This is a genomic window from Microbulbifer sp. 2205BS26-8 (genome assembly GCF_030731025.1).
Classification (GTDB): domain Bacteria; phylum Pseudomonadota; class Gammaproteobacteria; order Pseudomonadales; family Cellvibrionaceae; genus Microbulbifer; species Microbulbifer spongiae.
In genome coordinates this window covers 32,239-57,228 of the sequence record NZ_JAVAMR010000019.1, presented here as the reverse complement: position 1 = coordinate 57,228, position 24,990 = coordinate 32,239, and the positions used below count along the sequence as shown (strand labels likewise).

Below are 24,990 nucleotides of genomic sequence, written 5' to 3'. Positions count from 1 at the left end.
TCGTCATTGCGGGGCAACCTTAGCCGCTGGCGCAGCAGGGGTCAATGCGGGGGGATCCCGGGTGTCGGCACCGGTTGCGTGGGCGCCTGCGGGGAGACTTCCCGGGACATCAGATAATGTGCCAGGGCTTTTTTCTGGGTGCGGTCAAAATTGTAATTGGGCATCGGTGGGGTGGGCGCGTCGAAGTATTCCGCCAGGGTCTGCACAGTGTATTTACTGCGCAGGTTTGTTAAGGGCAACTGCTGCTGATGGCAGAGGCCGCAGCCATTGCTTTGGTACAGCCCGGCTCCCTTGCGGACCGCAGCGGCATCAACAGCGGGTGGGGTGTCCTGGGCCTTGGATGGTGCCTCCTTCGGGGGGGCGGTGCCGGCAGCGGGTACACCACTGCCGGACAGGCGATAGACGGCCCCTGCGTAGTCGTCGGAGATATAAATGTTGCCATTAGTATCTTCTGCGATCGCTACCGGTCGGCCGAACACCGTCTTGCGGTCCTTGCTGAGAAATCCCCAGAGGAAATCCCGTTGCTCAATTTCTCCACTTTGATGCCAGTGCAGCGAAACCACTTTGTAGCCGTCCTTGACACTGCGATTCCAGGAACCGTGCAGGGCTACCAGTGCGGCATTGCGATAATCCGCCGGCTGTTTGGCGCTGCGCAGGAACTGGAGTCCCAGTGGGGCGTTATGGGCCGCAAAGGTGTGTATCGGAGGCACCGAGGTGGCAATCTTTTCCTGGATGGCGGGGGTCGCGTCGACACCGAAATCCGGATCTGGCACCCGATCGCCATAGGCGTAGGGCCAGCCGTAAAACGCTCCCTGCCGGATTCGGTTGAGTTCATCGGGCGGCAGGTTGTCACCGAGCCAGTCGCGACCATTGTCTGTGGCGTAGAGACCGCCATCTCTCGGGGACCAGTCGAAGCCCACACTGTTGCGCAGGCCGGTGGCGAAGATTTCCAGGTCGCTGCCATCGGGGCGTAAGCGCATAATGGTGGCGCGACGCGGGTCCTTTTCAATACATACATTACAACTGGAGCCACTGCTTAAATACAGCCAGCCATCGGGACCCATATCGATGGTTTTGGTCCAGTGGCCATCATCTTCCAGTCCTTCGATAATTCTCTGGTAACTGCCGGCGAGACGGGCATCCGAGTGATCAAAGGGCACGCGCCCCACCGCGTCGCTCTCGGCAATATACAGCCAGCCCTCATGGAGGAGCAGGCCGTGGGGGCGGCGCAGGTCCTCAATAAGGACACGCTGGCCGTCTGCACGGCCATCGTGGTTGCGATCGGCAAACAGGAGCGAAACCTGGCCGCTCCTGGGCTGGGAAACAAGCACGTCTCCGGAGCGGGTGACGGCCAGCCAGCGGGCATTGGGCACCTCGCTGGCAAACAGCTGGAGCGAATATCCCTGTGCTGTGGATAGGTTGGCGGTGACCTCCTGCTGGGTCGTCCTTGCGCCGCCAATGATCTGGCGCCAGGGCACACTGATACCCGAGTCAACGGCGGCCAGGGTGGTTGAAACTATCGCACTGAGGATAAGCAAAAATATTAGCGTATATTTCAACATTTTATTTCCGAACTGGATTGAACTTGGCATGGAGGCAGTTATAGTGGCCGCGTTCTTTGCGCGGGACCCGTTTTACCACAGAGCGCGCTTTAAATCCCTCTCAATGTGAAGGGTATCTCTCACAATGTGAGATATTTCTTACATAAAATTCAGTGGATCACCCCTACTTTTTTCTCACTTGATGTCCATAATTAACGGGCATGGATGCGTAAGGGACTGCATTTTTTGCGGCAAGGGATAAATGGAATGCGCCGCTGGCCCTAGGGATATGGGCTCCATCCTGTGAGACGCACCGCCCAGGCCGGATTGCCTGGGCGGTGTTTTAATCCCCTTAACATTACTGTCTTTTTTCTCTTTTTTCATTGAACAGTCATTATGCCAATGGATTTGGCAGTAATGATCCCTTCGAAATGGTTTTCTTCGCCCTGCCGGTGACGCAGTGCTTGTCTGGAATTTGTAATCTTAATCCGCTTTAATGGGGAGAGGCTGGCCGACTTTGCTCCGGGCCGGCGGAGGGTGGCGCATTCAGTAATCTATTCCCGGAGGTACCCGTTTCCCCCCCGGTTGCATTGCAAGGCCGGATGCCTGCCGCTGTACCGGTCGCAATCCCAACCGGTCAATCCAGTGAACCCGCCGGATTTTTCTTTTTGTGGATGTCAACAGTTTTTGCTGGTAGTGAACTCCGCTGCTCTCTTTTTCCTCGTGTCTTTCCAGATTGCCAGTGCTGGGTCTGGCACTGTTTAAAAATAGTCCCTTCGGTGCCTGGGATGGCCGGGTTTTCCGGCTGGTTTATTTTGTTTGACTGCGGGGAGGCAGAGCTGTGCAAGCGAGAATTTTACGTCTGAATCTGGCCGGGCAACCGCTCGAGTGGCTCACTTGGCAGGAGGCGTCCTGCCTGTATGTGCGGGAACTGGTGACCTGGTCGTTAGGTGGTGTTGTGCTGCGGGTTCGCGGCGGGTTTAACCGCAGCGGCGAGCGCTCCGGTCTGGACCTGGCGGCGATTATTGCCTGTGGGGGTAGGCGTATGGCACGCCCGCGCAGTCGTCCGCCACTGACAAACCGAGCGCTGTTTTTTCGCGATGTGCAAACCTGCCTTTATTGTGGCATTGCGTTCAAACCCAGTGAGCTGACCCGTGATCACGTGATTCCACTGTCGAAAGGGGGCATGGATTCCTGGGAGAATGTGGTGACCGCCTGCAGGCGCTGCAACCAACATAAAGGCCACCACCTGCTTGAGGACATTCACATGGAACTGTTGGCGCTGCCGTTTTGTCCCAATGCAGCGGAATATTTGGCGCTGATTAACAGTGAGCGGATCCGCGGTGACCAGATGGAATTCCTGCGCAGCCAATTTTCCCGGCGCAGGCAGCAAGGTTGGCTGCTGCATTAAATCCGAAAGGAAAATGGGCGCAGGCCGGCAGAAGTTAGCGCCTCCTGGAAACCGCAGCGCGAATCAGGCTGGTGAGAAATTGGGTAAAATGGTGGCCGTGATTTTCCAGCATTTTCGGAAACATGGAGTTTGGGGTCATGCCGGGAAAAGTATTGACTTCATTGAGATAAAGATCTCCGGCTTCTGTCAGGAAAAAATCAATCCGGGATAAATCCTTTAGCTTCAGCGCCTTGAAACTGCGTATTGAGACCTCCTGTATCCAGCCAAGTTGTGCTGCGGTCAGTCCCTGCGCCTCGACAAAGGTGGTGGCGCGGCTGCTTTCGGTATACTTTTCCCGGTAGGTATAAAAGGTATCTGCCGGCGCGCGCACTTCACCGGGGCGAGTGGCAATCAGTTCGTGGTGATAGGTATACACCGCGACCTCAAGTTCGCGTGCTTCCAGTGCCTTTTCCACCAGTACATAGGGGGAGAGGCTGAAGGCTTCCTCTACAGCCGCTTTCAATGCCTTTGGGGAAGTGACCTTGTAGCAGCCGACGGAAGACCCCTGATTGGAGGCTTTGACAAACACCGCTCCCCATGTTTCCAGCGCGGCGTAGGCTCTATCCAGTTCGGAAGGTTCAAAACTGCACAGGAACAGGTAGGGCGTGTTGCGTATTCCCAGGGCGCTCAGCCACAGTTTCGCATTGATTTTATTGAAGCAGAGTTTGCTCGCTTCCGGAGCAGAGCCGAAATAGGGGATGCCGAACATATCCAGCTGTGATTGCAGGTCGCCGGTCTCTCCGGGATAACCATGAATGGCCGGAATCACATAGTCCACGGCCCAGGCGTTGCCTTCCTCGTCACGGATTTTTTGGTCGTAAAAAATATGGTAAACCCGGCCCTCTTTATCCGTGAGGCAACCACTGGCATCCATCTCCACTTGCATCAGCGCGATATCCGCGGCTTTGCCCAGTTGCTCCTCGATAAAGGCTGCGGTGCGCAGGGAGACGGCGTGTTCGCTGCCGCCACCGCCGCAAATGAGCAAAGTGTTGATCATACCGTTAATCCGTTGTGGCGCCCGTTGAGGGTGCAAGCAAAACCTGTCGGCACTGTTGTGGCATTGTTTTTGGTTTGGGCCTGGTCGGTTTGGCCTTTGTGCCATTCAGTATTGCGTAGAACTCGTCGGAGAACCACCAATCCAGGTCATTGCCGCAAGGCTCGGTGCGCACTGGTGCCTGGGGCGTGCAGGTGCTGTCACCGGGGGGGCAGGTGAGGCGTACATGAAAGTGATAGTTGTGCCCCCACCAGGGGCGCACCTTGCGCAGCCACTCGCGGTTTGGGCCGGTGATTTCACACAGGTGACGCTTGATGGTGGGATGCACGAATATGCGCTCCACCCGCTTGTCTTGTGCGGCCAGACGCAGAATTTGGGGGACCCGCTCGTCCCAATTCTCCTCGATCAGGCGATGTCTGCGCGCATCTGCCAGGGGGATGGCAGAGATATTGTCACGCTCCCAGCGGGTCAGCGGGCGCTCTGCTGCGCGCAGATCCTGGGAGTACCAGATATCCACATCCAGGCCCGTCTGATGGCTGCTGTGCCCGCTGTTGCCAAAGGGGCCGCCTCTGGCCATGGACATATCGCCGATCTGTATGCGGCCAAGCTGATGCTGCGCAACACTTTGTGAGAGATCTTTCAAAAAGGCGATGGTGGCCGGGTGAGCAAAGTGGCGCGCGCGACCAGTGCGCACCAACTGGTAGCCCTCGCCCCGCAGGGGCAGGGTTTCACCACCGGCGAGACAACCATTGGTGTAGGTACCAATACTGGCGGCGCCCTGAGCGCTGGGTCCCTTTACCGCTTCCCAGGCATTGGCCAGAACCCGATCCGGGTTGAGGGCGCTCACGGTGAGGATGGCAAAAACCAGAAAAAGGGATGGCCGTTTGAAAGGCCCGGTTTTAGCGTGGCGGGTGTGGGGCTTGTCAGGTCTGGGGTGTGCGGAAAAAAGCTGCATGGGTCCCGGATTACCAATAAGTCACAAAATCGAGCCGCAGTGGACACGGCCCTGAAGAGTATAGATAGACAGCGCACTAGCTCTGTGATGCAAGTATCTCTGTGCAGTTCCCTATCAGTTGATCCATCTCCACATCGGTGCCAATGGAGATACGCAGGTAGTCCCGGATACGGGGTTGATCGAAATAGCGCACCAGGATATCCCGCTTGCGCAAGGCCTGGTAAAGCGCTTCGGCACCAGGCGCCGGGGGCTTGGCCAGGATAAAGTTCGCGCGCGAGGGAATGACCGTAAAACCCAGTGCTTGCAGGGCCCGCTCGCTGCGCTTGCGAGTGGCGATAACCTTGCCGCAGTTGTCAGCGTGCCAGGCCTTGTCGCCAATAGCGGCAGTCGCCACCTGCTGCGCAATGGCATCAATGGGGTAGGGGTTAAAGGAGTTCTTGGCCCGCAGCAGCCCCTGAATCAATGGTTCCTGACCCATGGCGAACCCCAGCCGCAACCCCGCCAGGGCATAGGACTTCGACAGTGTGTGGATCACCAGCAGATTCGGGTAGCGGTTGATCAGTGATATCGCACTCTCTCCGCCAAAATCAATATAGGCTTCGTCGATGATGACAACGCGATTGGGTTGTAGCTGCAGCAGCGCTTCAATGTTTTCAAGAGGAAGATAACACCCGGTGGGGGCATTAGGGTTGGGAATAATCACGCCCCCGGCCCTGCCGGCAAAGTCCCGCACCTCTATCGTGAAGTCCTCCTTGAGGGGCACAGCGCGGTTGGTGATACCGAAAAGCTGGCAATAAACCGGGTAGAAACTGTAGGTAATATCGGCAAAGAGCAGGGGTTCCGGACGCCGGAAGAAGCTGTAAAAACTCAGTGCCAGCACCTCGTCGGAACCATTGCCGACAAAGACCTGAGCCGGTTTCAGCCCATAGCGGTGGGCGATGGTGGTGCGCAGCTGACAGGACTCCGGGTCGGGATAGCGGCGCAGGGCATTGGCAAAGTCCCCGCTGGTGAGCAGTGCCAGTGCCCGGGGCGATGGGGGATAGGGGTTTTCGTTGGTATTGAGCTTGATGCAGGCTCCGCTGTCGGGTTGCTCGCCGGGGGTGTAGGGTTCCAGCTGTCCCAAGCCAGGGCTCCAAAACGCCCCACTCATGGCTCTACCTCTGTATTGCTGCCTTCGCCGCCACTGGAGGCGCTGGCTTTTTCGTTTGGCTCGTCTTTCTCGATGGGAATATCGAACAGCGCCGGCGAACTGGCAATAAACTCCTGCATGGGTACCGGTTTGCGCAGCAGCATATTATCGTATTTCAGTTCGGTGGAAATTTCCGGTGCTTCACTGAAGTCATTGAGTTGACTGATACTCTCCACCAGGTTGAGTCCCAGAAAGCCGAGGGGCAGTACCAGTGCGACGGACCAGCGCCAGCCGCGACCGAGGTTGGTCGCCAGGTAACAGGCACACCAGAGCATCGACGGCAGTATGATGATCAACACTGCGAAGTCGAGAGTCTCCATCCAAGTGCCAATGGCGAAATTGTAATTCAGCACACCGCTGAACCACTCCCAAACCGTATAGCTCAGGGCCCCGATCGCGGCGATGGACAGGTGTGCGAAGAAGTGGGTTTCGTGGCGCACTACCCTTCCCACAAAAGCCCAGGCACCCGCGTATACCACCAGCCCGACAATGACGCTCGCGAGAATATTAATGGCGATCGTCCACTCGTAGGTGCGTGCATAGCCCAGGTAGCTGAGCAGCAGCATGGAAATGGCAACCCCCAAGACGAGCAGTACGGCTGCAACGGGGCGGGACAGGCTTGAAAAGAGACTTTCCAGCGAATGCAGGGGGGTCGCTTCAGGTACCACGTCGTTACAATAAAACAGCCGCAGACGGGATTTGCCACACTGCACCAGATCCCCGGAGGCGATCTGGTGTGACGAGATTGTGCAGGGCTTGACGGACCTGTCGTTGAGGTTACCCAGCAGTTGGCTGCCGTTGGTACTGTTCAGGTCCTGCAGGTAGTAGTGGTCGTCTTCCCCGAGGCGGATTTCCGCGTGGCGGGCATCGGTATGAATATCCTCAAGAATGGCATCGTTACTGTAGGCGCGACCCAGGGTAAACCGGTCCCCGTCCATACGGTAGCGTGCCTGTACCCGATGGGCACGGTTCAGTTCTTCAATAATCAGAGCCATTGGATCTCGCTTGTAAACTTTTCGAAAAAGGCGTCGGCGGATTCCCGGGTGAAGCCGGACAGGGTGAAGTGGCTGACCAATGCACGATTTTTCTGATCCACGCTGAGACTCAGGAAGAAAATATCGTACAGATCGGGAAAATCCTTATAGCGTCTTACACAGTAGCTGGTGCGTGTGATCAGCGGTTTGCGTCCGCGTTCCGGCTTTGACACGCGGTCATTGCCATTGCGCGGCTGGGAGGTGAATGCCTGGCGGCAGCGGAAGTTGGTCACGTCCTCTTCCCCGGCACTGTTGCCGGGGTAAAAGGTGCTCATCTGCTGCTCATATTCTGCGTAGAAGCGCGCCGGCAGCAGGTCTTCCGCTTCCAGCCAGAAAAATTCATATTCGACCCTGCCGGTATTGAAGTCGTCGGAGAGAAAGACCACGTCCTGCCCTGTACAGCCTTTGTCAATACGCTTGATGGGGCTGTCATCACTCTCCTGGCTGTTGCCCCAGCACTTGATTGCCGGCACGATTTCCCCGACCACCTTGGCCTCTCCCAGGGCACGGCGCTGCCAGTCCGCCTGCAATATGGAATGGATGATGCGCTTCTGGTTCTCCAGCAGCTGCTGGTAGGTCACCGCTTTGAGGTCCAGTTGGCCTTCACGCTGGTGAAAGTGCTTCAGCAGCGTGGAGAGCTTGTCGACAGGCACCAGAAAACTGACCTGGTTGCCTGCCGTTGCCACATTGATACCCACCACCTGGCCCGCGGTGTTAATGGCAGGTCCGCCACTCATACCGGGATTGATGGAGCCGGCAAAGTGGATGCGGTCGTAAAAACTGCCGCCGGCGATACCGTTATAGGTACCGGGGATGAGCGTCATGCCCAGGTCCAGGGGATTGCCGAGCGACACAATAGTTTCGCCTTTTTTTGGCGCGTCCTCGGCCAGTTGCAGGTATTCCTTACCGGGCTTGTCCTGGCGCAGCAGGGCCAGGTCGTTCACCACATCGATATCCAGCAATGTCAACGCACCCTTGGTGCCGTCGGTGGAAAGGTATTCCAGGGTGTACTTGTCGGGATCACTGACTGCCTGTGCGACCACGTGATAGTTTGTGGCAACCAGCCCATCGGCAGAGATCTGGAATCCGGAGCCAAGGCCGGCTTTGGAGTTGGAGGATTTTTCGATCAGGCGAATCTGGTAGAGGCTGCCGCGATAGTCGCTGTAGAGCTGCTCATAGCCTTGCGCCATCGCCAGTGCAGACAAACAACACAGCATCAAGGCCAACAGGGGTACGGAAGAGTTCGGCATTTTGTTTGATTAAATTATGGACAGAAACAGGGATGGTACGGGATATGGGGCAGTGCAACAAGCGCGCGCCGCCGTTTGTAAGGCGGCGGTGTGCGCTAAAACTCCCTTTACAGGTAGTCGGCTATTTTCGGTTGTGCCTGCACCACTTTCCGGTGTGACTCCAGATAGAAACGAGTGAAGAGTGCGTCGGCTTCCTCCGGCGCCATAAAGCCCCCACTGAACCCCGGAGCTATCGGATCCAGGTGCAGCCGTGCGCAACTGATTACATGGGCCGCCATTTGGGCCATATTTTCATCCCCCACGGAAATCCGGATAGTAGTGGGGAAAATATCTGCTGCTTCCATCGCCTCGGGGGATAGTTCCGAGTGGGAGGTCAGGGCGGGGCAGAGCACCATGGTATTGGTCTGACCCAGGCTCACCATCTGCCCGAAAGCGGGCTCCAGGGCATCAAAGAAACTTTTGAATGCCTCTGTGGGCAGCTCCGCGGCTTCCATATCGATACTGAACAGCGGTGTCGGCAGCTGGTAGCGCATCAGTTGCTCACGCATTTTGGCATTTGGATGGCTTTCAAGCGCGTGGCTGTTTACCCGGATTTTTGCGTGGCTGGCAAAGAAGTGGCTGAGGCTTTGGGTATTGATGCATTTGGTGAGCATGCGCATTTCCAGGGTACGCATGCCACAGTGTACTTCCCAGGCTTTGTCCGCATCCAGAAAGGCACCTTTGATGTAATAGACATCCCAGAACATGCACTGGTCCCAGTTGAGTCCCTTGGCACTGTCTCCCTTGGGAATAAACATGCGGTGGTTTTCCCCAATCACAACACCTGCGGTGGCGGCACCGGTACCGCCAATATCCTTAGTGTAGGAGTGCACAACAAAATCCGGGCGCTCTGCGCGGTTTTCACGGCGCAGTGGCTGGTACAGGAAGGGTGTGGCTAGGGTGGCATCCAGGCTCACCAGGATATTCTCTTGGTGCGCCGCTCTACAGATGCCAGGAACATCCAGCATGATACCGTGGGGATTACAGGGCGATTCGATATAGACATGAATCCTGGCCCCCTCGTGTAATTTTTCAGTGTAGTTGCGTTGGGTTTCCTGCAGCAGCGCGCCGAAGTCCGCGCCACTGGTGCCATCAAACCAGACAAGTTCAATTGCAAACTTGTCTTTGCGGGCATAAAAATCCTGCAGCAACTGGTGTACACCACCGTAGATATTCCTGGAGACAATCAGAATATCCCCGCGGCGTAACTGGTTTGCAAGCAGTGCATCGATCGCTGCCATGCCGGAATTGAAATTCCAGGCCATATACGCGTTCGCCTCCGGGCCGCATTCCAGATCTACAATGGCATTGGCCAGGGAGATTGATGTGGGGTTGAGGAGGCGGGAGTAGATATCGTGACTGGGCTCGCGGCCACGGAAGGCGTCATCCACCCATTCGGTACAGGCGTAAATATAGGTGGCGGTGCGGGCAATCACCGGCGTTGCGGAGAAAATCGCCGGGATATTATCGAACAAAGGGTAGCCGCCGCGGGTGGTGATATTGAAGTCGTCCCCTTGCAGGCTCTGGAAACTCGCGCGCAGCGGGTTTTGCAGGGTATCCAGCAGCTTTGCCAGTTGGAAGCTCATAAAGCGCTTGGCATTAAAGTAGGCGATTTTGTCAGATCGATCCAGGCGCTTCAGGGTATCAGTGACCTGGTTCCACAACTGGGCCAGATTGCCCTGGGCCCGGTACAGAAGTGCCGCGGTTTGCTCTAGTACCCGACCGTGCTCCGACTCTACATCAATACAGAAGTGCTGCAATTGCTCCCGCGCCAGTGCCTCGATACTGCTGGCCTCCGTACTGTTGCGCAGGGGAGAGAGAACTTTTACATCTTCAAGCTTAACTTCCATCGTATCCTCATTGGTTGAAGCTTATTGTTATACCTTGACTCTAACAGCCTACAGCGGCGGTTAGAACACCTGGTAAGTAATTTTGTGTAATTGGATGTGATAGACCTGTAATGGGGCCGTTTGTATAGTGACGCTTGCTGAAAGGGCAAGGCTAGCTGGGCTGTATCGCCGGGGTGTGGCCAGTTTCAGTGCAGGAAACAGGTTTGATTGCCGTGCGTTCGTGAACCGTGTGGGCAGGCTGTGGATTCAGCGCAAGCTGAACGATCAGAATGGACCCGATAGATACAGAATGTTGGTCGGGGTTTCCGGATGGGCTTGTCCGAGCAGGGATGTCAAATTGTGCTCTTGATAGTGTTGTTGTAACCGTCGATGGCTGGGACCATCCTTCCGGGCCGGCAGTGTCATTACTGCCGGCTTTTTTTTAATTCGAATAGATTAAGATAACGGTGTCACAGACGTATTTTACCGGATAATTCGTGTCCAGGTAGTGACACCAGATAACAAATTGTAGCAAAGGGGATACACAATGGTCGCTTGTGCCGACTTACCCGTATTGGAGTGCGAAGTACCAAAAGAGGGTCTGAAGCTGGATTTGGTCTTGAGACCCAGAGAGCCTGTAGGCGGTGAACTCCAGTACTGGCCGCTGTTTAATGCCGACAATCCGGAAGAACACTTTGGCAATATGCGCTTTAAAATCCACAAGGGCGGTGTGGTCACCCTGAAAATTACCCTGGATCTGTCTGAGGTGCCGTGTCGTGAACTGGAATTTGCCCGCTGTCCTTACCACAAACTGGACGGCATTATCGCTCTGAGCCCGGACTTCCGCCATCAGTTCCGTTCCCGTGCGAAGGCGGTGGATCGGGAGTACACGAAACTGGTGATTAAGATCCGGGATAAGAAGCATATCCCGGATAACTTTTCCTTCCTGTGGAAGTGCGTGGACCCGGAAACGGGAATGCATTTTGTTTCCGGGGACCCGCAAGCTCATGTTGATCCGTTATAAATCGAGCGATTGACTATGTCGAAGATCGGTATGCACTCTCTAGCACAAAAGTTGTTCAGCGCTTTGTTTAATATTGGTAGGATTTCGTGGATCATGGGCGACATTAGCCACGGAGCAAGCCAAGCCCAACGATGGTGCAGGATCAGCAGGCCTGAGTTGGGTATCAAGTCACGACTGATAACATCTTATGACGTGGAAGAAATGACAAGGTGAATTAAGACTGGTAGCTATTTGGACACGGCGGAACTTCTTATCGAATTTTTTTGAAAATTGATAATGGTAAGACTCTCCGCCGTTTAGTATCTGAATTAGTTAAAATTCAGGCTAAAGTGGGTCATCAATGTGAGCTTGAGGTCCAGCTTGAATATCAGTTTCAGTATGCATGTTGTATCTCCTTTTTATAGGGACTGTTTAATCTATAACCATACAATATAAAGCGACCAGAACAACTATTTATAGATACCAGAAATTTACCTTAGGGTCTAGTGGATTTTCAATTTTGTACTATCCTCCCTGTGTTTAAACTACTATTGTGATCATTTTTTAATCGGTTAGGGGCAGAAGGCAGAAATAAAACAAAGTGTAGAATGTTAGGATACAACGAGATTGGTGGGAAATAGCAACTCGTGGGCACTTGGAATTAGCGACACATTGTATTGAGAACAGCTTGAGAGGTTTGCGGTTGTGCGCAGATAAGTTGAAAAGCAGGCAGGTTAAACCATTCTGGGCTCATGCCCTGGGATAGCAGCTGCTCCAGATAGTAATTTGCTGACTGCCATTCTCCGGCGAGAGCGTACACCTGAACTGCAGTATATTTTGTATAGGTATGTTCCGGGACCTCTCTAAGTAACTTCATGGCTAGGGCTACTGAGCTCGCAGTGTTTCCAAGATAAGCTAATGCTAACGCACGATGCTGCCAGTTATTAAGAGAAGAGTTTTCATTGGTGAGCACAATAACTTGGTTAAAGTATTCGTTGGCCTTGGCTTTATTTCCTTGCATCAAATAGACTTCCGCCATATGGAAGGTTATCGCTATATTATTTGGAGAGTTTTGTAAAACTTCCTGGTAAACGCCGAGTGCTTGCGAATATTTGCCCTGTAAAAAAAAGACCGTTCCCAGATTACTTTTGGTGCGCCAGGTGCGAATATTTTTTGGAATTGTGGTAATGGCCTGTTCGGCAAGTGTTATGTTTCCGAGTTCTAGCTCAATAGCTCCCAGAGCGGAAAAGGCTGGCCAGTATTCAGGCCATTGTTTATTTAGCTTTTGTAAGGTACTTCTGGCGGAGTCATAGTTCGCAGTTGCTAACTGGTTGATGGCTACCAGATAAGTGTTGTGAGGTGTAGGGCGTAGGTTTGCAGCCTGTTTTGCATAGGCAAGCCCATCCGAGTAGTTACCTTGTAAATATTGAAAGCGGGCAAACTCGGCCAATATATATGCAGAAGGATAACCTTTGGATTGTAGTTTGCTCAGTATGGATTCAAAACCTTGCCGATCCGCTCCATAAGACTTGATTCTTAGTTTGGCTTCGAGTAGCGCGACTTCATCGGTGCCCGAGCCCTCTGCACTAGAGAGTATGCCTAGAGTCGATGTGAGAACCTTTGAGTTGTTAGTGGCGTTATAAATACTAGCTGCGACCTCTGCATAGGTTCTGTAAGTGTTGGTGTTTCTTGGGTATTTTGCAATTAATTCTTCTAAAAAATCCAAATCATCCTCTTGAAGGTTGTCATTTTGGCTTAATTTGGATAATAATTTCAAATAATGGTTGTAATCTACCGCATCCATTTTCATTTCGGTGGTTGGCTTTTTGCGGTAATCCTCTGGAAAGAGCGCTGCCGTATTATTGGTAATGGTATGCTGAGCTTGTTGGGTCTGACCGGAGTCTGAGAGAACGGGAAAGCTTATCTGTTTTACAATTTGTTGATTGTTAACATTTATTCTTTGAAGTTCGATATTGCAGCGAAGTTCTATGCAGTTTAATTGAGCTAGAAGCGCGTCAGTAATTCCTCTACTATTTAATTTCTGAATCTGTTCTTCAATGGTGATGGTTGTACTTGGCGTATGGCTTACAAGCGCGCTGGATTTTAATTGTGCGGTTGCATTAGTGAGAGCTTGGCGTACCATTGCTGTAAAAAGAGGTTTTACATTTTTTTCTCCTTGTGCTGATATCTCACCACTTAGTTGTACAGGTAAAATTGCAATATATTGAGGTGGCAGCTGCATAAAAGTTTGCCAAGCCCAAAATATCCCCACACCCAAGATACTGCTAATTATGGCGAGATGTGCTGCAATACGCCTACCTTTCTTGCGTGGTTTCACTAGCAGCTGAGTGACAGTTTCTGAATATTTCTGGGTATCTGCAGTGATACCGTGCTTACCCACCAGTTCCAGTGCTTCATAAACTTGCTGAACGGAATCCGGGCGCTGTTCGGGGCGTTTACTCAACAAGTGATCCAGCAGGGCTGCCAGTGTCTTTGGAATCTCTGGCCAGGCTTGTTGTGGGGGAATATGGGGCTTGCTGGTGATCTGTTGGGCAAAGGCCAGCGCGCACAAGTCCCCGCGCTCAAACGGCTTCTTGTCACAGAGCAGCTCAAAGGCAATGCTGCCCAGGCTGAACAGGTCGCTGCGGGCATCCACTGGAGCCCCCTGCACCTGCTCCGGGGACATGGCCTGCACACTGCCTGCAATATGGTCTTCGCGAGTCAGTTGTTGGTCGCAATCCAAGGCCTTGGCAATGCCAAAGTCGGTTATTTTGGCGATACCATCATTGGTGACAAGGATATTTTCTGGTTTGAGGTCTCGGTGGATAATACCCAGGGAGTGGGCCTTGCCCAGCCCCTTGCAGATTTGCATCAGCAGATCCAGCTTCTCCCCGAGAGAGGCAGCATGCTCGCGCATCCATTCCCTGAGTGTCACGCCCTCCACCAGTTCCATTACCAGGGCAGTACGGGTGCCATCCTCCAGCACATCATACAGCCGTACAATGTTGGAGTGGTTGAGCCTTGCAAGCAGCTGTGCTTCGCGATGAAAGCGGGCCTCTGCGGAGTCACCTTTGAGGTCTGAACGCAGTTGTTTGATTGCCACCTTGCGCCCGAGTTTGACGTCTTTCGCCAGGTAGATGACACCCATGCCACCGGCGCCTAGAGTGCCCTCTACACTGTAGCGGCCTTGATATACCTCTGTTTTCTCCAGCGCGACTACGTCCATTGTACTTTGATCTTTCTGGATAGACGGGGGATTTTACCCGATGACACGGGTTCGTGAAGACATATCTCTTTAATCAAAGTGGCATGGTTCACGTTATCTTATTGCTTTTGGGTTGTTGGTAATTCTATGGGGAGAACATAACATAGGTGAGTTGGTACGCAAATCATGAAAATTGATGTGGGTGTCAATGCTTTCACAGCTGCTACTGATAAAAGTGATTGAAGTTGGCTACAATTCATGGGCTGGACTAGTCAAATGAAAGCGAGCATATAGTTTGCGATACGCTGACTACTTCTTTTCAGCAGCACAGGCATCAGTATAAAATTTGACCAGCTGTAATCAAAGCCGGGCCAAGTAAGCCATGATCTTTTGGGTTGGGAAGCCGTTCCTCAGCTTGAATCCTCCGGTGAAGGTAAACAGTCGCGGTTGTGAGATTTTGCATTTCTCATTCAAGCCGTAATCTTCTCCCCTTGTTGGTAAGGCTTCATCAGGTTCACACCCGGTTTTTCTTTCTGTCTAAGACCGTTTGTTGACTTTTCTGTAATTTATACAATTGGAATTGGCCATTAATCGATTGAGTACCACTTTCCTTGTGGTGCTCGAGTTCGTGACCTGGTTTACTCCTCCTCAGAGTCAGTCCTGGCCTCCAGTTGGGTACTTTTGTGGATCTCAAACTGGTGGCAGCCTAGACGAATTTCCCATGATCGACGCTCTACAAGGTTTGAGATGTCTACCGCATCCGGCAGCGACTCGGAAATCTGTTTGCGGGCCCGGAAAATCTGCGTGTTCAGGTGGTTGACCGTGATGCCCAATTCGTGCGTAGCAACCTGAATGGAAACCCAGCCCTGGGAATCCTGGTCCATACCGTCTTGCATATCCTTAAAGCGCGCTCGCGCCAGATAGAGTAGCAGGTAGTTGTGAATGCGTGCCGGAAGAGGCTGTGTCAACTCTTCCTGTTGTAACTGCAGTTGTACATGTTCTTCATGGGCGCTGACCGAGAAGCGCAGGTGAAAATCGGTAATGCTCAGCTGCTGCAAAGCCAATTCTTTGGTGGCCCCCTGGTTGTCGGCCAGAAACAGCTGCCAACTGCACAAACCGCAGTCAATGCGGTCATCGTGGCCAACCAGGGATCTGTTGCCGCCCTCGGCTGAGTTGCCGGTGAACTCATATTGCCACTGCCCGGTAATGGGATTAAAATGCAGGCTTGCCAGAGGTTCGCTTTCATTCGGCAACAAATGGTAATGTTCCAGCAATTGGGCTTCCCCGGTTCGGAGATCAATCAGTAGATTCTCAGGTGCGTCGAGGTTCTCGACAACCCAGATGGGATTGTTTGCCCGGCCAAAACAGATTTTATCACCGTGTTGCAGGGAGTAATTCTTGGCGGGAACCAATTGTTGATCGTTGAGCCAGGTTCCATTGCGACTGAGGTCGCGAATATTCCAATGGGTGCCGGTCCACTGGATGGCTGCGTGGATACCGGAAATCTCGGCGGTGGTTATACGGGTATCCACGGCGCCCTGGCGGCGACCGATTGTATGGTGCGCTACAAGATAAACCGGTTGATCTCTTTCTGGATGTTGCAGGTAAGCCATTTCTTGTGTCCTGTTACCGGAGCCTCCTTGCGGGTAAGACTGTTATTACTTCAAAGCCAGGTGCGGGCTTAATCACATAGGGTAAGACAAATCCTGGGATTATTGGGGCCATTGTCGCGCTGAGCACTTGCTCAAAATTGTTATGAGTGAGCATTCGCTTACAAGGTGTGTAAGTTGCTCAGTGTTATTTTGTCATTTATACCTATCTGAAGGGTGATTGCAATGTTTGCGATTACTATCCCGCATTCGAGTTGGCCTTCTGCGTCATTTCTCGGCGCTTTCCTTGAAAAACTGACACACTGCCCAGAATCTTTGGTCATTCATTGACGCCCGCTGGCCTTGGGGCTGTGTGGGGCTAAGTCTGGGTTCCTGCTTCGAATAACCACACTTGGCTACTTCGACAGGAGCTAATTGGATTTCTGGGTATCAAGCCATGACCGCGGCGGCAGTACGCGCCTTGCCGGATAGGTTTTGCGGGAACTCAAATTAAGGGCCCAGCCAGGTATGGCCAAAGGCCCTTTATAGGTCGGAGTGGAACCTCTGAGCCTAGATTCTGATTCCCTCGATATCCAGAATCATCTCCACTGTCTGCGATGCAGGACCCAGGTTGTAATCAATACCGAAGTCTTTCAGCTCAAACTCTGTGGTCCCGCTAAAGCCCTGGCGGTAGCCTCCCCATGGGTCCTTGCCCCCGCCAATGTTGGTTACCTGAATGGTTATTGGCTTGGTGATACCGTGCAGGGTCAATTCGCCATTCAGGCGTGCCTTGCCATTTTCCAGGGGTTCAAAACTGGTGCTTTTGAAAGTGGCGGTTGGGAATTTGACCGCATTGAGGAAATCTGCTCCGCGAAGGTGTTTGTCCCGTTCGGCGTGGTTGCTGTTCAGACTGGTCACATCGATATTGACATTGACCGATGACGCCTCGGGCTTTTTGTCATCGTAGAAGAAAGAACCGTTAAAGTCGTCAAAGCGGCCATAGAGCCAACTGTAACCTAGGTGTTTGATGCGAAATTGAACAAAAGCGTGAGCGCCTTTGGTATCAATTTGATACTCCGCAGCCTGTGCCGTGGCACCCAACAACAGCATTGCTAAGACAAGTGCGATGGGCTTTTTCATAGTGTAGTTTCCTTTGTTGTACTTGTGAGTGTCGTTTGCTTTTGAACACGATTACTGCTTGAAGAGGGATTTGTCGGGGTGCCCAGCATTTTGAGCAGGGTTGTATCCCGGTTGATAAAATGGTGCTTCAAAGCGGCCAGGGCATGTACCGCGACCAGAGCCATCAGGCTCCAGGCGAGTATTGCATGCACACGGCCGGCAATATCCTCCTGGTTTGGGATGCCCTGGATGGTGGACGGTAGGCTGAACCAGCCAAATACTACAATTGCTCGCCCATCTGCGGTAGAGATCAGGTATCCCGATAACATGATGATCAATAATATCAAATAGATAAAGCCATGGGTGAGCCTGGCAGCCAGGGTTTGCCACGGTGGGGTAGTGGGCAGTGTTTGTGGGGAAGGATTAAAAGTGCGCCATAGCAATCGAAATACGAGCAGGAACAGCATCAGTATGCCAATACTTTTATGGATGTCTGGTGCTTGCTGATACCAGGGATCGTAGTAGGACAATTGACGCATCCACCATCCGAGCGTAAAAAGACCGATAATGCCCGGTGCCATCAGCCAGTGTAATGTGATGGCGATACAGCCGTAGTGAGTCTGGTGATTCCTGAAGCGCACGTTCTACCTCCAGAAGGCTTTGGTTTCTGTGTTTGGAGACCGAAGCTAGGGTATCGCCTTTATGGCCTGTGACCAATGCCGGCCTTTGACTGTGGGAGGGAGAAAGAACAGGATCAAAAGTAAGTGATCACTTACTTATCGGTGAAATTTTGATTAATGAGCGCGGGGTTGAGCATGTTGGTGTTCAGCGGCGAGAAGTACTTGTTCACAGTCATTGCGATCCAATGATGGGGAATCATTGGCAAGCTGATCTGCCAGCCAACTGACAGAGTGGTGCTTCCCATTCAGGGCCAACTGCTCCAACTGCCAGATCACATCGAGTAATAACTGGCGTTCCAAACTGCTGTCTGTTTCCTGGGGGGAGAACAGGCGAGGCTCAAGCTGCTCAAGATCACTGCGCTTCAATACCAGCTCCGCCAGGCTCGGATACCAGCGGCTGCTATAGGGCTCAGGGCGCTGGTTATAGTCAAAAGTAATGCGCAGTCGATTGCCCTCGGCGTCCTCCAGCAGGGGGGTATCCTGCTCGTAGGCGGGCAGAGCCGGGTTATGGCGCAGAATCCCAACAATGGCACGCCAGTCGCTACGGTTATCAGTGCAGAGCCGCAGCGGCTCTACCAGCTCCTGGATTCCAATACGGTCCTGAAAGGTCAATTTCTGCCCGGGGCGGTACCAGTAGAGGTCGAGGAGTTGCTCTTCAGCAAGCTCTGCGAGATGGGCGCTGGTGAGTGGTTCTTCCGCCAGGGCGCTCAAGTGACTGATGGCCTGCTGGACACTCAGCCACTGTTTGCGATGGAAATGTTTGCCTGCAGTAGTTCCCATGCGCGACTCCTGGCGTGGTATCGCAATCTCCGAAAGCTGGGCCCGGCAGGCTTTAACCACCGAGCCCGGGTTTGTGGTGCCAATGCCATGATTTTCCGTATAGGGTCGGGTAGTGCAAATTATGCCGTAACCTCCAGCTCAGGCACATCTGCCGAACTAAAAGGGATAGCGTGTCCGCACTTGTTGTCACTGAACAGTTTAGCAGCCAAAAAAAATCGTTTGCCTGGAAACCTTTGGTATCGGGATGGCACACAAGTTCAATGGTGTCTGAAGTGAAAAAGGGCTTTATGGGATTGGCAGAAAAGGTACAATGACGCTTTTTACTTTCTCGGGATATGGGGCCCAAACTCCCTTTTCGACTTGTTTACAGCCGGTATTTTATCTGTTCCACCTCTCTGAAGTCTTCTTCGAGAGGTCGGAGTAAATCAGACTAAACGGTCAAAAAATATCAAGTCGCCGTTGTTGGGCCGGATAGCAGAATTACGACCGTGCCATGGTGTTTGCTCGTGGACGGCAGAAAAGTGAGTAAAGTTCCACATTGCGATAGCGGCCACTCTTGGCATGTGTGTATCACTGTGGGAGCAACTCCGGCTGAATTTTAAAATGGACAAAGCGACGGGGTAGAGACCGGATGTCTCATTATGACCAGCAAGGGCCGAAGCCGGGTAAGCGAGTCCTGCGCCGGCGGGTATTGCACGGTTATCAGAGGCTGAGTAATTAGCTATTAAAGGCTGGCCGCTTGCCTTGCTATAGAAAAAAACAATGTGTCCGGTAAAGACAACATAGAAGTGCAAGATGTTAAATTTTTTCCACTCTTCAGTGATTCTGGTTTTGGCTTCGAGCCTGTTGGCAGTTGTGACTATTATCTGTTTCTTACCAATTTTATTTTTTGTGGTGCTTCGATTGCTCCTCCCCTTTTCTGGTTTGCGCAAGTTCTTTTCCTCCATATTTATGGGAATTGCGGGTGTATGGATTACTCTGAACAAAGGATGGATGAAACTAACCCAGAAAATGCACTGGGATGTAGAGGGAGCGGAAAATCTTGATAAAAACGGTTGGTATCTGGTCACCTCCAATCATCAGAGCTGGGCTGACATCTTTGTGCTGCAATCAGTTTTCAACCGCAAAATCCCTTTTCTAAAATTCTTTATCAAGCAGGAACTGATTAAGGTCCCGGTGATGGGAATATGCTGGTGGGCACTGGATTTTCCCTTTATGAAGCGCTACAGCAAGACGTTTCTGGAAAGGCACCCGGAAATGCGTGGTAAGGACCTGGAAGTCACCCGGAAAGCCTGTGAGCACTTCAAGCTTATTCCAACCAGCATCATGAACTTTTTGGAAGGAACGCGTTTTACCCGTGAAAAACATGATAGGCAGGGTTCTCCATTCAAATATCTTCTAAAACCCAAGTCTGGCGGTATTGCTTTTGCCATGCAAAGTATGGGTAAACAACTCAGTCAATTACTGAATATCACCATCGTGTATCCCGATGGGATTCCTTCATTTTTGGATTTTCTTGCTGGTAAGATGAAGCGGGTGATTGTCCGTGTAGAGCAGATTAAAATTCCGCAGAAGTTTGTCATTTCAGATTATGCTAATGACCAGGTGTTTCGCGCTGAATTTAACCGCTGGGTGTATGAACTGTGGGCGCAAAAGGATTCTCTGGTTGAAAGGTTGCTTGCAAATACTGCCAGAGCCTAGAGTTTTGAAGTGAATAGCAGCTGATGGAGCCTGTTGTTCTCTCCGGTGACCACTCCATCCCGAAAACACGCAGTCTCTCAGAGCTATAACCAGATGGGCAGCTGCGCGCGTATCTCTTCTGGTTGAAAATCCACTAGATTTTTGCCTGTCTCGCAGGCGACGGTCGCACGGGTTGGTATTTTGAGGGCATTGCGTAAACTGCCAACCATATAGGGCTCTGCCACGATGTATAATTTTTCATAGCGGCCTTCCTGCCTGCCCCGCTCTAGTTTTTTGGCAATCTGTTTAGAGAATTTATCTCCGCTGCGGCGGTGTATTTCAGAGAAATTGCCCAACGCGTGGCGGCCTTGACCGTGGCTGTCAAAACTGCGCCCCGGTGCATCACTCTCCTGCTCGCGTCCAGGTAATCGGGATTCCGGGTGAAAAAGATCTTCGATTTCTTGGAGTTGCCCTGCGCGCTTCTCGACTTCGAAAATTCTGGCTTGGGACTGATTGGCCACCAGGATCCATGCTAGTGCCATGGCGATTCCCCCCACTGTTTCTACACCTCTATGCTAGTTAAATACTATGCCAACCGCGAGAGAGTATTGGCCAGTTGCCTAGTGTACTGTTCGATGAGAAATAAAAAGTAATTAGAAAGCACTTTTTAATGCTGTTTGTGATGGTTATAGCGGGCGTTCCTCCCTCCCGAGTGCTGATGGATTTTCTAGAATGAACTAAAGATGCGAGAGACACAGGCTTAGACTCACACGTCACGCCCGTGTCTCTTGCTGCATGGTGGAAGTAAAGAGGTTGTAATTATGAGCCTGATACCGAGAGGGTCCCTGCTGGATCTGGACAATATGTTTGAGCAAATGCTCTTTCCTGCACGCGCCATTGGCAGCGAGCGGGAGGGGTTTTTTTCGCCCCGTATTGATGTGAGTGAACGGAAGAATATGTATGAAATCAGTGCCGAGTTGCCCGGAGTTGGCAAGGACGATATCAGTGTGACCCTGGAAAATGGGGTTTTGACTCTGGAAGCGGAAGTGCATCGGGAAGTGAAGGAAAAGCAGGACGGGCAGATACTACGCCAGGAGCGCCGTTACGGTAAATTCCTGCGCAGCTTTAACCTGGGTGAGGAAGTGCGTGAGAATGAGATAGATGCGAACTTTAAGGATGGTATTCTGACCCTGAAAGTCCCGAAACACGAGGGGCAGCCTCCGCAGAGAAAGCGTATCGAAGTACATTGATTCAATACACCACAAAGGTGGCGGGAGCAGCTCGTCACCTAGAAACCCGATTCCTCGGGGTAGGCGGAGGTTGATGATGAAAGTGAAACAGGCAATGCATCAGGGAGTCACCTGGTGTAGTCCGGATACGCCACTGGAGGAGGTGGCGACAATCCTGCGCGATGAAGATATTGGCGCTGTACCTATCGGTGAAAACGACAGGCTGATCGGTATGGTAACCGACCGTGATATTGTATGCCGTGGTGTGGTGCAAGGGGAAACTTGCTCAGCACTGAGTGCCCGCGATGTCATGACTGAGGGTATCGAGTGGTGCTGGGAGGAGGATGACCTGCTCTCTGCTGTGCACAAGATGGAGCAGCAACTACTGCGACGAATGCCAGTGCTCAATAGTGAGAAGCGCATGGTTGGCATTTTGAGCCTAGGTGACATCACAGCTGCAATTGCTGCCAAGCAAGGTGGTCATTTTGCTTCGGCGGTGTCGGCGCATCACTGAAGGGAGTCCTTGGGTCCCTTTCTTCAATATCCCATAGGCCCCAAAATCTACCTTTCCGGACAGGATCGATATTGGGGCTCTTTCCTCGCGGCAGAGTAATCCCCCACCTCAGAAATGCTGTGGGTGTCTTCTTTTCCTTCACAATCCCTATTGATACGCCGTGTTGACCCGAAAGCAGGATGGCTTCCTCTTTTTTTCTTGGCTATCAATTGCCGTTTGGCAGTATTGATTGCCAGGTGAGTAACCTTGGGGCGGGTTGTAAAGCGTAGTCAGAAAGCCCGGCTGCTTCCTCTGTTGGTGGCGATCAGGTGGCGAAACCCCGGCTGCATCGGGTGTGGCACGACCCCTCTGTTACCTGAGTGGATTTGGCCTGTTATCATATCGCTTTGTTATTGTCCCATGCACTTTGTCATTGCGCACCCTCTTAGACGCACCCAAGTGCGTGGGCCGCAAAGCACTCGAAATCTGGTGCCATTATGGAGTAGAGGCTAAATTCCGGAGATGGATCAATGAAACCCACTTATGAAATCCGCATAGGTAGTTTGGCGGGTTTCGATACACTTGTGCCACAATTGGGCGGTGTCCCAGCCGAGCTTCTGGCGCGCACTTCTCTCCCCCCAAACTGTGTGCGCCGTCCCGAGATATTGATTTCCATCTCTACACTGGTAGACCTGCTGAATGTGTGCAAGCAGGAGTTGCAGTGTGATGACTTTGGCCTGCGTCTCGCCGAGTTGCAGGGGCTGAGAATGCTGGGGATCCTGGGGAAACTACTACTCAATGGGGGGAATCTGGATACGGCTCTGAGCGCGTGTCATCGCTATATGGTTTTGCACAATCAGGCGGACCACTGGCGACTCTCGGAGCGGGGGGAGCGCTTGCAGGCGCAGCGGATCAGCCACTATTCCGGGCTTAGTGACACAGATCAATACAGTGAGTTGGCGATGGGCGCTGCCTGCAGATTGTTTCGAGAGCTGGCGGGTACAGACATCCGTCCTTTGCAGGTGTTGTTTCGCCATACCCCGGTTTCCTCTATGCAGCGTTATCGGGAGTATTTCGATGCTGAGGTGCTGTTTGCTCAGGAGCGGGATTGTCTAATTTTTGATGCCACTTTGTTGCGTCGCCCAATCAACACCCCCGCCCCCAGCCTGATCAATTACTTCGAGAAATTTACCCATGGGCTGATCAAGCAATACCAGGGGGATATCGCCGCGCAGGTACGCACCCTGATTTTACAAACACTGGGTGCCAAGCAGCACAGTTTGGCGCAGATTTCCCAATTGATGGACGTGCCGATGCGTACTTTGCAGCGACGCTTGAGTGACTCGGGAACCTCTTTCAGGCAGCTCTTACAGCAAGCGCGTATGGAGACAGCGCGCTGGCATTTGCGCGCCTCCAGCATTGATATCGGTTTGCTCTCTGCAAGCCTGGGTTATACGGATATCAGCGCTTTTTCAAAAGCTTTTCGGAGCATTCACGGCAGTTCCCCTTTGCAGTGGCGTAAATATCAACGTGAAATACACTGATTGGGACCCAACAGCGGTTTGTCGGGTTCGGTCTGCATGTTGGGCTTGTTAAATCAGCCCTTTTATCCTTCTAGACATATCGATTGGCTAAGGTCGGTTTGACGGCAATCTCTATCACTCTAATACCAGTGGGGAATGATGTGTGTTTTCCGGGCAGCTGCACACGCCCCTTCCACCGCCCTTTTGCCTCGCTCACGGTGACGAGTTATGCTGAACGCCAGTTTCGTTTAACTGGTATCAGTAGGAAAGATTCATGGGAACGGATAACATCCGCTGCAAAGCTGCTGTGGCCTGGAAAGCGGGTAATCCCCTTTCCATTGAGGAAATCGCGGTGATGCCTCCACAAAAAGGCGAGGCTCGCGTCAAGTTGACGGCTTCCGGGGTTTGTCATACCGATGCCTTCACATTGTCCGGGGAAGATCCGGAGGGTGTATTCCCTGCAATCCTCGGCCACGAAGGGGCGGGGATTGTCGAATCGGTAGGCGAGGGCGTTACCAGTTTGCAGGTTGGAGATCATGTCATTCCCCTGTATACGCCTGAGTGTAGTGAGTGCAAGTTCTGTTTGTCTGGGAAAACCAATTTGTGTCAAAAAATTCGTACCACACAGGGTAAGGGACTGATGCCGGATGGCACTAGCCGCTTTTCCATCAATAGCCAGCCTATTTATCATTATATGGGGACTTCTACCTTCTCCGAGTACACAGTTTTGCCAGAAATTTCCCTGGCCAAAATTAACCCCGAGGCACCACTTAGAGAAGTGTGCCTGCTCGGCTGTGGCGTTACCACCGGTATTGGTGCGGTGATGAATACCGCAAAAGTTGAATCGGGCTCTACCGTGGCGGTTTTCGGTCTGGGAGGCATAGGTCTGTCTGCGGTGATCGGCGCTAAAATGGCTGGCGCTGAGCGGATTATTGGCATTGATGTGAATGAGGATAAATTTTTACTAGCAAAAAAACTGGGTGCAACGATATGTGTGAATCCTAATAATTATGAACAACCCATTCAGGAGGTGATTGTTGATCTGACTGATGGCGGTGTGGATTACTCCTTTGAATGTATTGGCAATGTGCAGGTGATGCGCGCTGCTTTGGAATGTTGCCACAAAGGCTGGGGAGAATCTGTCATTATCGGGGTTGCCGGTGCCGGACAGGAAATCTGCACGCGCCCATTCCAACTGGTAACCGGTCGGGTTTGGCGTGGCACAGCTTTTGGTGGCGTAAAGGGCCGTTCAGAACTGCCGGAATATGTAGAGCGTTACCTGGCGGGGGAATTTCATTTGAATGACTTTATTACCCATACCATGGCGTTGGAAAAAATCAATGACGCTTTCGATTTAATGCGCGAAGGCACAAGCATTCGCAGTGTTATTCATTACGACCAAGCGTGA

The 24,990-nt window shown here is 52.5% G+C and carries 21 protein-coding genes; 7 read left to right on the top strand and 14 right to left on the bottom strand.

What is annotated here, in order from left to right; genetic code table 11:
* Nucleotides 1–41: 41 nt before the first annotated feature.
* Nucleotides 42–1,562, bottom strand: a complete 1,521-nt coding sequence (locus Q5Y71_RS08705; RefSeq protein ID WP_306041679.1) for a sorbosone dehydrogenase family protein — start codon at nt 1,560–1,562, stop codon at nt 42–44.
* A gap of 820 nt (nt 1,563–2,382) precedes the next feature.
* Between Q5Y71_RS08705 and Q5Y71_RS08700 the strand changes: the two genes are divergently transcribed.
* A complete protein-coding gene (locus Q5Y71_RS08700) occupies nt 2,383–2,952 on the top strand; it encodes an HNH endonuclease (RefSeq protein WP_306041677.1) in 570 nt (189 codons plus the stop codon).
* Nucleotides 2,953–2,986: 34 nt separating this feature from the next.
* Here the strand turns inward: Q5Y71_RS08700 and Q5Y71_RS08695 are convergent, their stop codons facing one another.
* The 6 genes from Q5Y71_RS08695 to Q5Y71_RS08670 form a co-directional block, all read right to left on the bottom strand.
* Nucleotides 2,987–3,988, bottom strand: coding sequence for a D-alanine--D-alanine ligase (locus Q5Y71_RS08695; protein WP_306041675.1), 1,002 nt, complete (start codon nt 3,986–3,988; stop codon nt 2,987–2,989).
* A 4-nt stretch (nt 3,989–3,992) separates the two neighbouring features.
* Nucleotides 3,993–4,940 carry a penicillin-insensitive murein endopeptidase gene (gene mepA, locus Q5Y71_RS08690; protein WP_306041673.1) on the bottom strand — a complete coding sequence of 316 codons (948 nt, stop codon included), beginning with the start codon at nt 4,938–4,940 and terminating at the stop codon, nt 3,993–3,995.
* A 76-nt stretch (nt 4,941–5,016) separates the two neighbouring features.
* Nucleotides 5,017–6,090 (bottom strand): histidinol-phosphate transaminase, encoded by a 1,074-nt coding sequence (hisC, locus tag Q5Y71_RS08685; RefSeq protein ID WP_306041671.1) that lies wholly within the window; start codon nt 6,088–6,090, stop codon nt 5,017–5,019.
* Nucleotides 6,087–7,124, bottom strand: coding sequence for an FHA domain-containing protein (locus Q5Y71_RS08680; protein ID WP_306041669.1), 1,038 nt, complete (start codon nt 7,122–7,124; stop codon nt 6,087–6,089). The genes hisC and Q5Y71_RS08680 overlap by 4 nt, the downstream gene beginning before the upstream one ends.
* Nucleotides 7,115–8,413: a S1C family serine protease gene (locus Q5Y71_RS08675; RefSeq protein WP_306041667.1), complete on the bottom strand. Its 1,299-nt coding sequence runs from the start codon at nt 8,411–8,413 to the stop codon at nt 7,115–7,117. Before Q5Y71_RS08675 ends, Q5Y71_RS08680 begins: the two co-directional genes overlap by 10 nt.
* Nucleotides 8,414–8,520: 107 nt before the next feature.
* Nucleotides 8,521–10,302 (bottom strand): PLP-dependent aspartate aminotransferase family protein, encoded by a 1,782-nt coding sequence (locus tag Q5Y71_RS08670; RefSeq protein WP_306041665.1) that lies wholly within the window; start codon nt 10,300–10,302, stop codon nt 8,521–8,523.
* A 526-nt stretch (nt 10,303–10,828) separates the two neighbouring features.
* On the opposite strand from Q5Y71_RS08670, the gene Q5Y71_RS08665 reads away from it, so the two are divergent.
* The gene (locus Q5Y71_RS08665; RefSeq protein ID WP_306041663.1) at nt 10,829–11,305 is read left to right on the top strand and encodes a hypothetical protein; all 477 of its coding nucleotides are present in this window, start codon (nt 10,829–10,831) and stop codon (nt 11,303–11,305) included.
* Between the two features lie 640 nt (nt 11,306–11,945).
* Here Q5Y71_RS08665 and Q5Y71_RS08660 read toward each other — a convergent pair.
* From Q5Y71_RS08660 to Q5Y71_RS08635, 6 genes are all read right to left on the bottom strand, one after another.
* Nucleotides 11,946–14,510, bottom strand: a complete 2,565-nt coding sequence (locus tag Q5Y71_RS08660) for a serine/threonine-protein kinase (protein ID WP_306041661.1) — start codon at nt 14,508–14,510, stop codon at nt 11,946–11,948.
* A gap of 617 nt (nt 14,511–15,127) precedes the next feature.
* Complete coding sequence (locus Q5Y71_RS08655) at nt 15,128–16,102, bottom strand: FHA domain-containing protein (protein ID WP_306041659.1); 975 nt, start codon at nt 16,100–16,102, stop codon at nt 15,128–15,130.
* Nucleotides 16,103–16,648: 546 nt separating this feature from the next.
* A complete protein-coding gene (locus tag Q5Y71_RS08650) occupies nt 16,649–17,218 on the bottom strand; it encodes a YceI family protein (protein WP_306041658.1) in 570 nt (189 codons plus the stop codon).
* Complete coding sequence (locus Q5Y71_RS08645; protein WP_306041657.1) at nt 17,215–17,838, bottom strand: cytochrome b; 624 nt, start codon at nt 17,836–17,838, stop codon at nt 17,215–17,217. The genes Q5Y71_RS08650 and Q5Y71_RS08645 overlap by 4 nt, the downstream gene beginning before the upstream one ends.
* A 153-nt stretch (nt 17,839–17,991) precedes the next feature.
* A complete protein-coding gene (locus Q5Y71_RS08640) occupies nt 17,992–18,657 on the bottom strand; it encodes a hypothetical protein (protein ID WP_306041656.1) in 666 nt (221 codons plus the stop codon).
* Between the two features lie 425 nt (nt 18,658–19,082).
* Nucleotides 19,083–19,589 (bottom strand): hypothetical protein, encoded by a 507-nt coding sequence (locus tag Q5Y71_RS08635; RefSeq protein ID WP_306041695.1) that lies wholly within the window; start codon nt 19,587–19,589, stop codon nt 19,083–19,085.
* Here Q5Y71_RS08635 and Q5Y71_RS08630 point away from each other — a divergent pair.
* Nucleotides 19,477–20,358, top strand: coding sequence for an acyltransferase (locus Q5Y71_RS08630; RefSeq protein ID WP_306041693.1), 882 nt, complete (start codon nt 19,477–19,479; stop codon nt 20,356–20,358). The genes Q5Y71_RS08635 and Q5Y71_RS08630 overlap by 113 nt on opposite strands.
* 83 nt (nt 20,359–20,441) lie before the next feature.
* Here the strand turns inward: Q5Y71_RS08630 and Q5Y71_RS08625 are convergent, their stop codons facing one another.
* On the bottom strand, nt 20,442–20,879 hold the full coding sequence (locus Q5Y71_RS08625) for a host attachment protein (RefSeq protein ID WP_306041655.1): 438 nt from the start codon (nt 20,877–20,879) through the stop codon (nt 20,442–20,444).
* 279 nt (nt 20,880–21,158) lie between these two features.
* Between Q5Y71_RS08625 and Q5Y71_RS08620 the strand changes: the two genes are divergently transcribed.
* The 4 genes from Q5Y71_RS08620 to Q5Y71_RS08605 all read left to right on the top strand — a co-directional run bounded on the left by Q5Y71_RS08620 (nt 21,159) and on the right by Q5Y71_RS08605 (nt 24,990).
* The gene (locus Q5Y71_RS08620) at nt 21,159–21,587 is read left to right on the top strand and encodes an Hsp20/alpha crystallin family protein (protein ID WP_301416687.1); all 429 of its coding nucleotides are present in this window, start codon (nt 21,159–21,161) and stop codon (nt 21,585–21,587) included.
* 73 nt (nt 21,588–21,660) lie between these two features.
* Nucleotides 21,661–22,080 carry a CBS domain-containing protein gene (locus Q5Y71_RS08615; protein WP_301416689.1) on the top strand — a complete coding sequence of 140 codons (420 nt, stop codon included), beginning with the start codon at nt 21,661–21,663 and terminating at the stop codon, nt 22,078–22,080.
* A gap of 509 nt (nt 22,081–22,589) precedes the next feature.
* Nucleotides 22,590–23,603, top strand: a complete 1,014-nt coding sequence (locus Q5Y71_RS08610; protein WP_306041653.1) for an AraC family transcriptional regulator — start codon at nt 22,590–22,592, stop codon at nt 23,601–23,603.
* A gap of 253 nt (nt 23,604–23,856) precedes the next feature.
* A complete protein-coding gene (locus Q5Y71_RS08605) occupies nt 23,857–24,990 on the top strand; it encodes an S-(hydroxymethyl)glutathione dehydrogenase/class III alcohol dehydrogenase (RefSeq protein WP_306041652.1) in 1,134 nt (377 codons plus the stop codon).

What these genes read in the sequence shown, in the direction of transcription:
- hisC (WP_306041671.1), bottom strand. Translation starts at nt 6,090, where the DNA reads ATGAGTGGGGCGTTTTGGAGCCCTGGCTTGGGACAGCTGGAACCCTAC.
- Q5Y71_RS08665 (WP_306041663.1), top strand. Translation starts at nt 10,829, where the DNA reads ATGGTCGCTTGTGCCGACTTACCCGTATTGGAGTGCGAAGTACCAAAA.
- Q5Y71_RS08650 (WP_306041658.1), bottom strand. Translation starts at nt 17,218, where the DNA reads ATGAAAAAGCCCATCGCACTTGTCTTAGCAATGCTGTTGTTGGGTGCC.
- Q5Y71_RS08655 (WP_306041659.1), bottom strand. Translation starts at nt 16,102, where the DNA reads ATGGCTTACCTGCAACATCCAGAAAGAGATCAACCGGTTTATCTTGTA.
- Q5Y71_RS08675 (WP_306041667.1), bottom strand. Translation starts at nt 8,413, where the DNA reads ATGCCGAACTCTTCCGTACCCCTGTTGGCCTTGATGCTGTGTTGTTTG.
- Q5Y71_RS08695 (WP_306041675.1), bottom strand. Translation starts at nt 3,988, where the DNA reads ATGATCAACACTTTGCTCATTTGCGGCGGTGGCGGCAGCGAACACGCC.
- Q5Y71_RS08705 (WP_306041679.1), bottom strand. Translation starts at nt 1,562, where the DNA reads ATGTTGAAATATACGCTAATATTTTTGCTTATCCTCAGTGCGATAGTT.
- Q5Y71_RS08610 (WP_306041653.1), top strand. Translation starts at nt 22,590, where the DNA reads ATGAAACCCACTTATGAAATCCGCATAGGTAGTTTGGCGGGTTTCGAT.
- Q5Y71_RS08620 (WP_301416687.1), top strand. Translation starts at nt 21,159, where the DNA reads ATGAGCCTGATACCGAGAGGGTCCCTGCTGGATCTGGACAATATGTTT.
- Q5Y71_RS08615 (WP_301416689.1), top strand. Translation starts at nt 21,661, where the DNA reads ATGATGAAAGTGAAACAGGCAATGCATCAGGGAGTCACCTGGTGTAGT.
- Q5Y71_RS08605 (WP_306041652.1), top strand. Translation starts at nt 23,857, where the DNA reads ATGGGAACGGATAACATCCGCTGCAAAGCTGCTGTGGCCTGGAAAGCG.
- Q5Y71_RS08660 (WP_306041661.1), bottom strand. Translation starts at nt 14,510, where the DNA reads ATGGACGTAGTCGCGCTGGAGAAAACAGAGGTATATCAAGGCCGCTAC.
- Q5Y71_RS08670 (WP_306041665.1), bottom strand. Translation starts at nt 10,302, where the DNA reads ATGGAAGTTAAGCTTGAAGATGTAAAAGTTCTCTCTCCCCTGCGCAAC.
- Q5Y71_RS08640 (WP_306041656.1), bottom strand. Translation starts at nt 18,657, where the DNA reads ATGGGAACTACTGCAGGCAAACATTTCCATCGCAAACAGTGGCTGAGT.
- mepA (WP_306041673.1), bottom strand. Translation starts at nt 4,940, where the DNA reads ATGCAGCTTTTTTCCGCACACCCCAGACCTGACAAGCCCCACACCCGC.
- Q5Y71_RS08680 (WP_306041669.1), bottom strand. Translation starts at nt 7,124, where the DNA reads ATGGCTCTGATTATTGAAGAACTGAACCGTGCCCATCGGGTACAGGCA.
- Q5Y71_RS08625 (WP_306041655.1), bottom strand. Translation starts at nt 20,879, where the DNA reads ATGGCACTAGCATGGATCCTGGTGGCCAATCAGTCCCAAGCCAGAATT.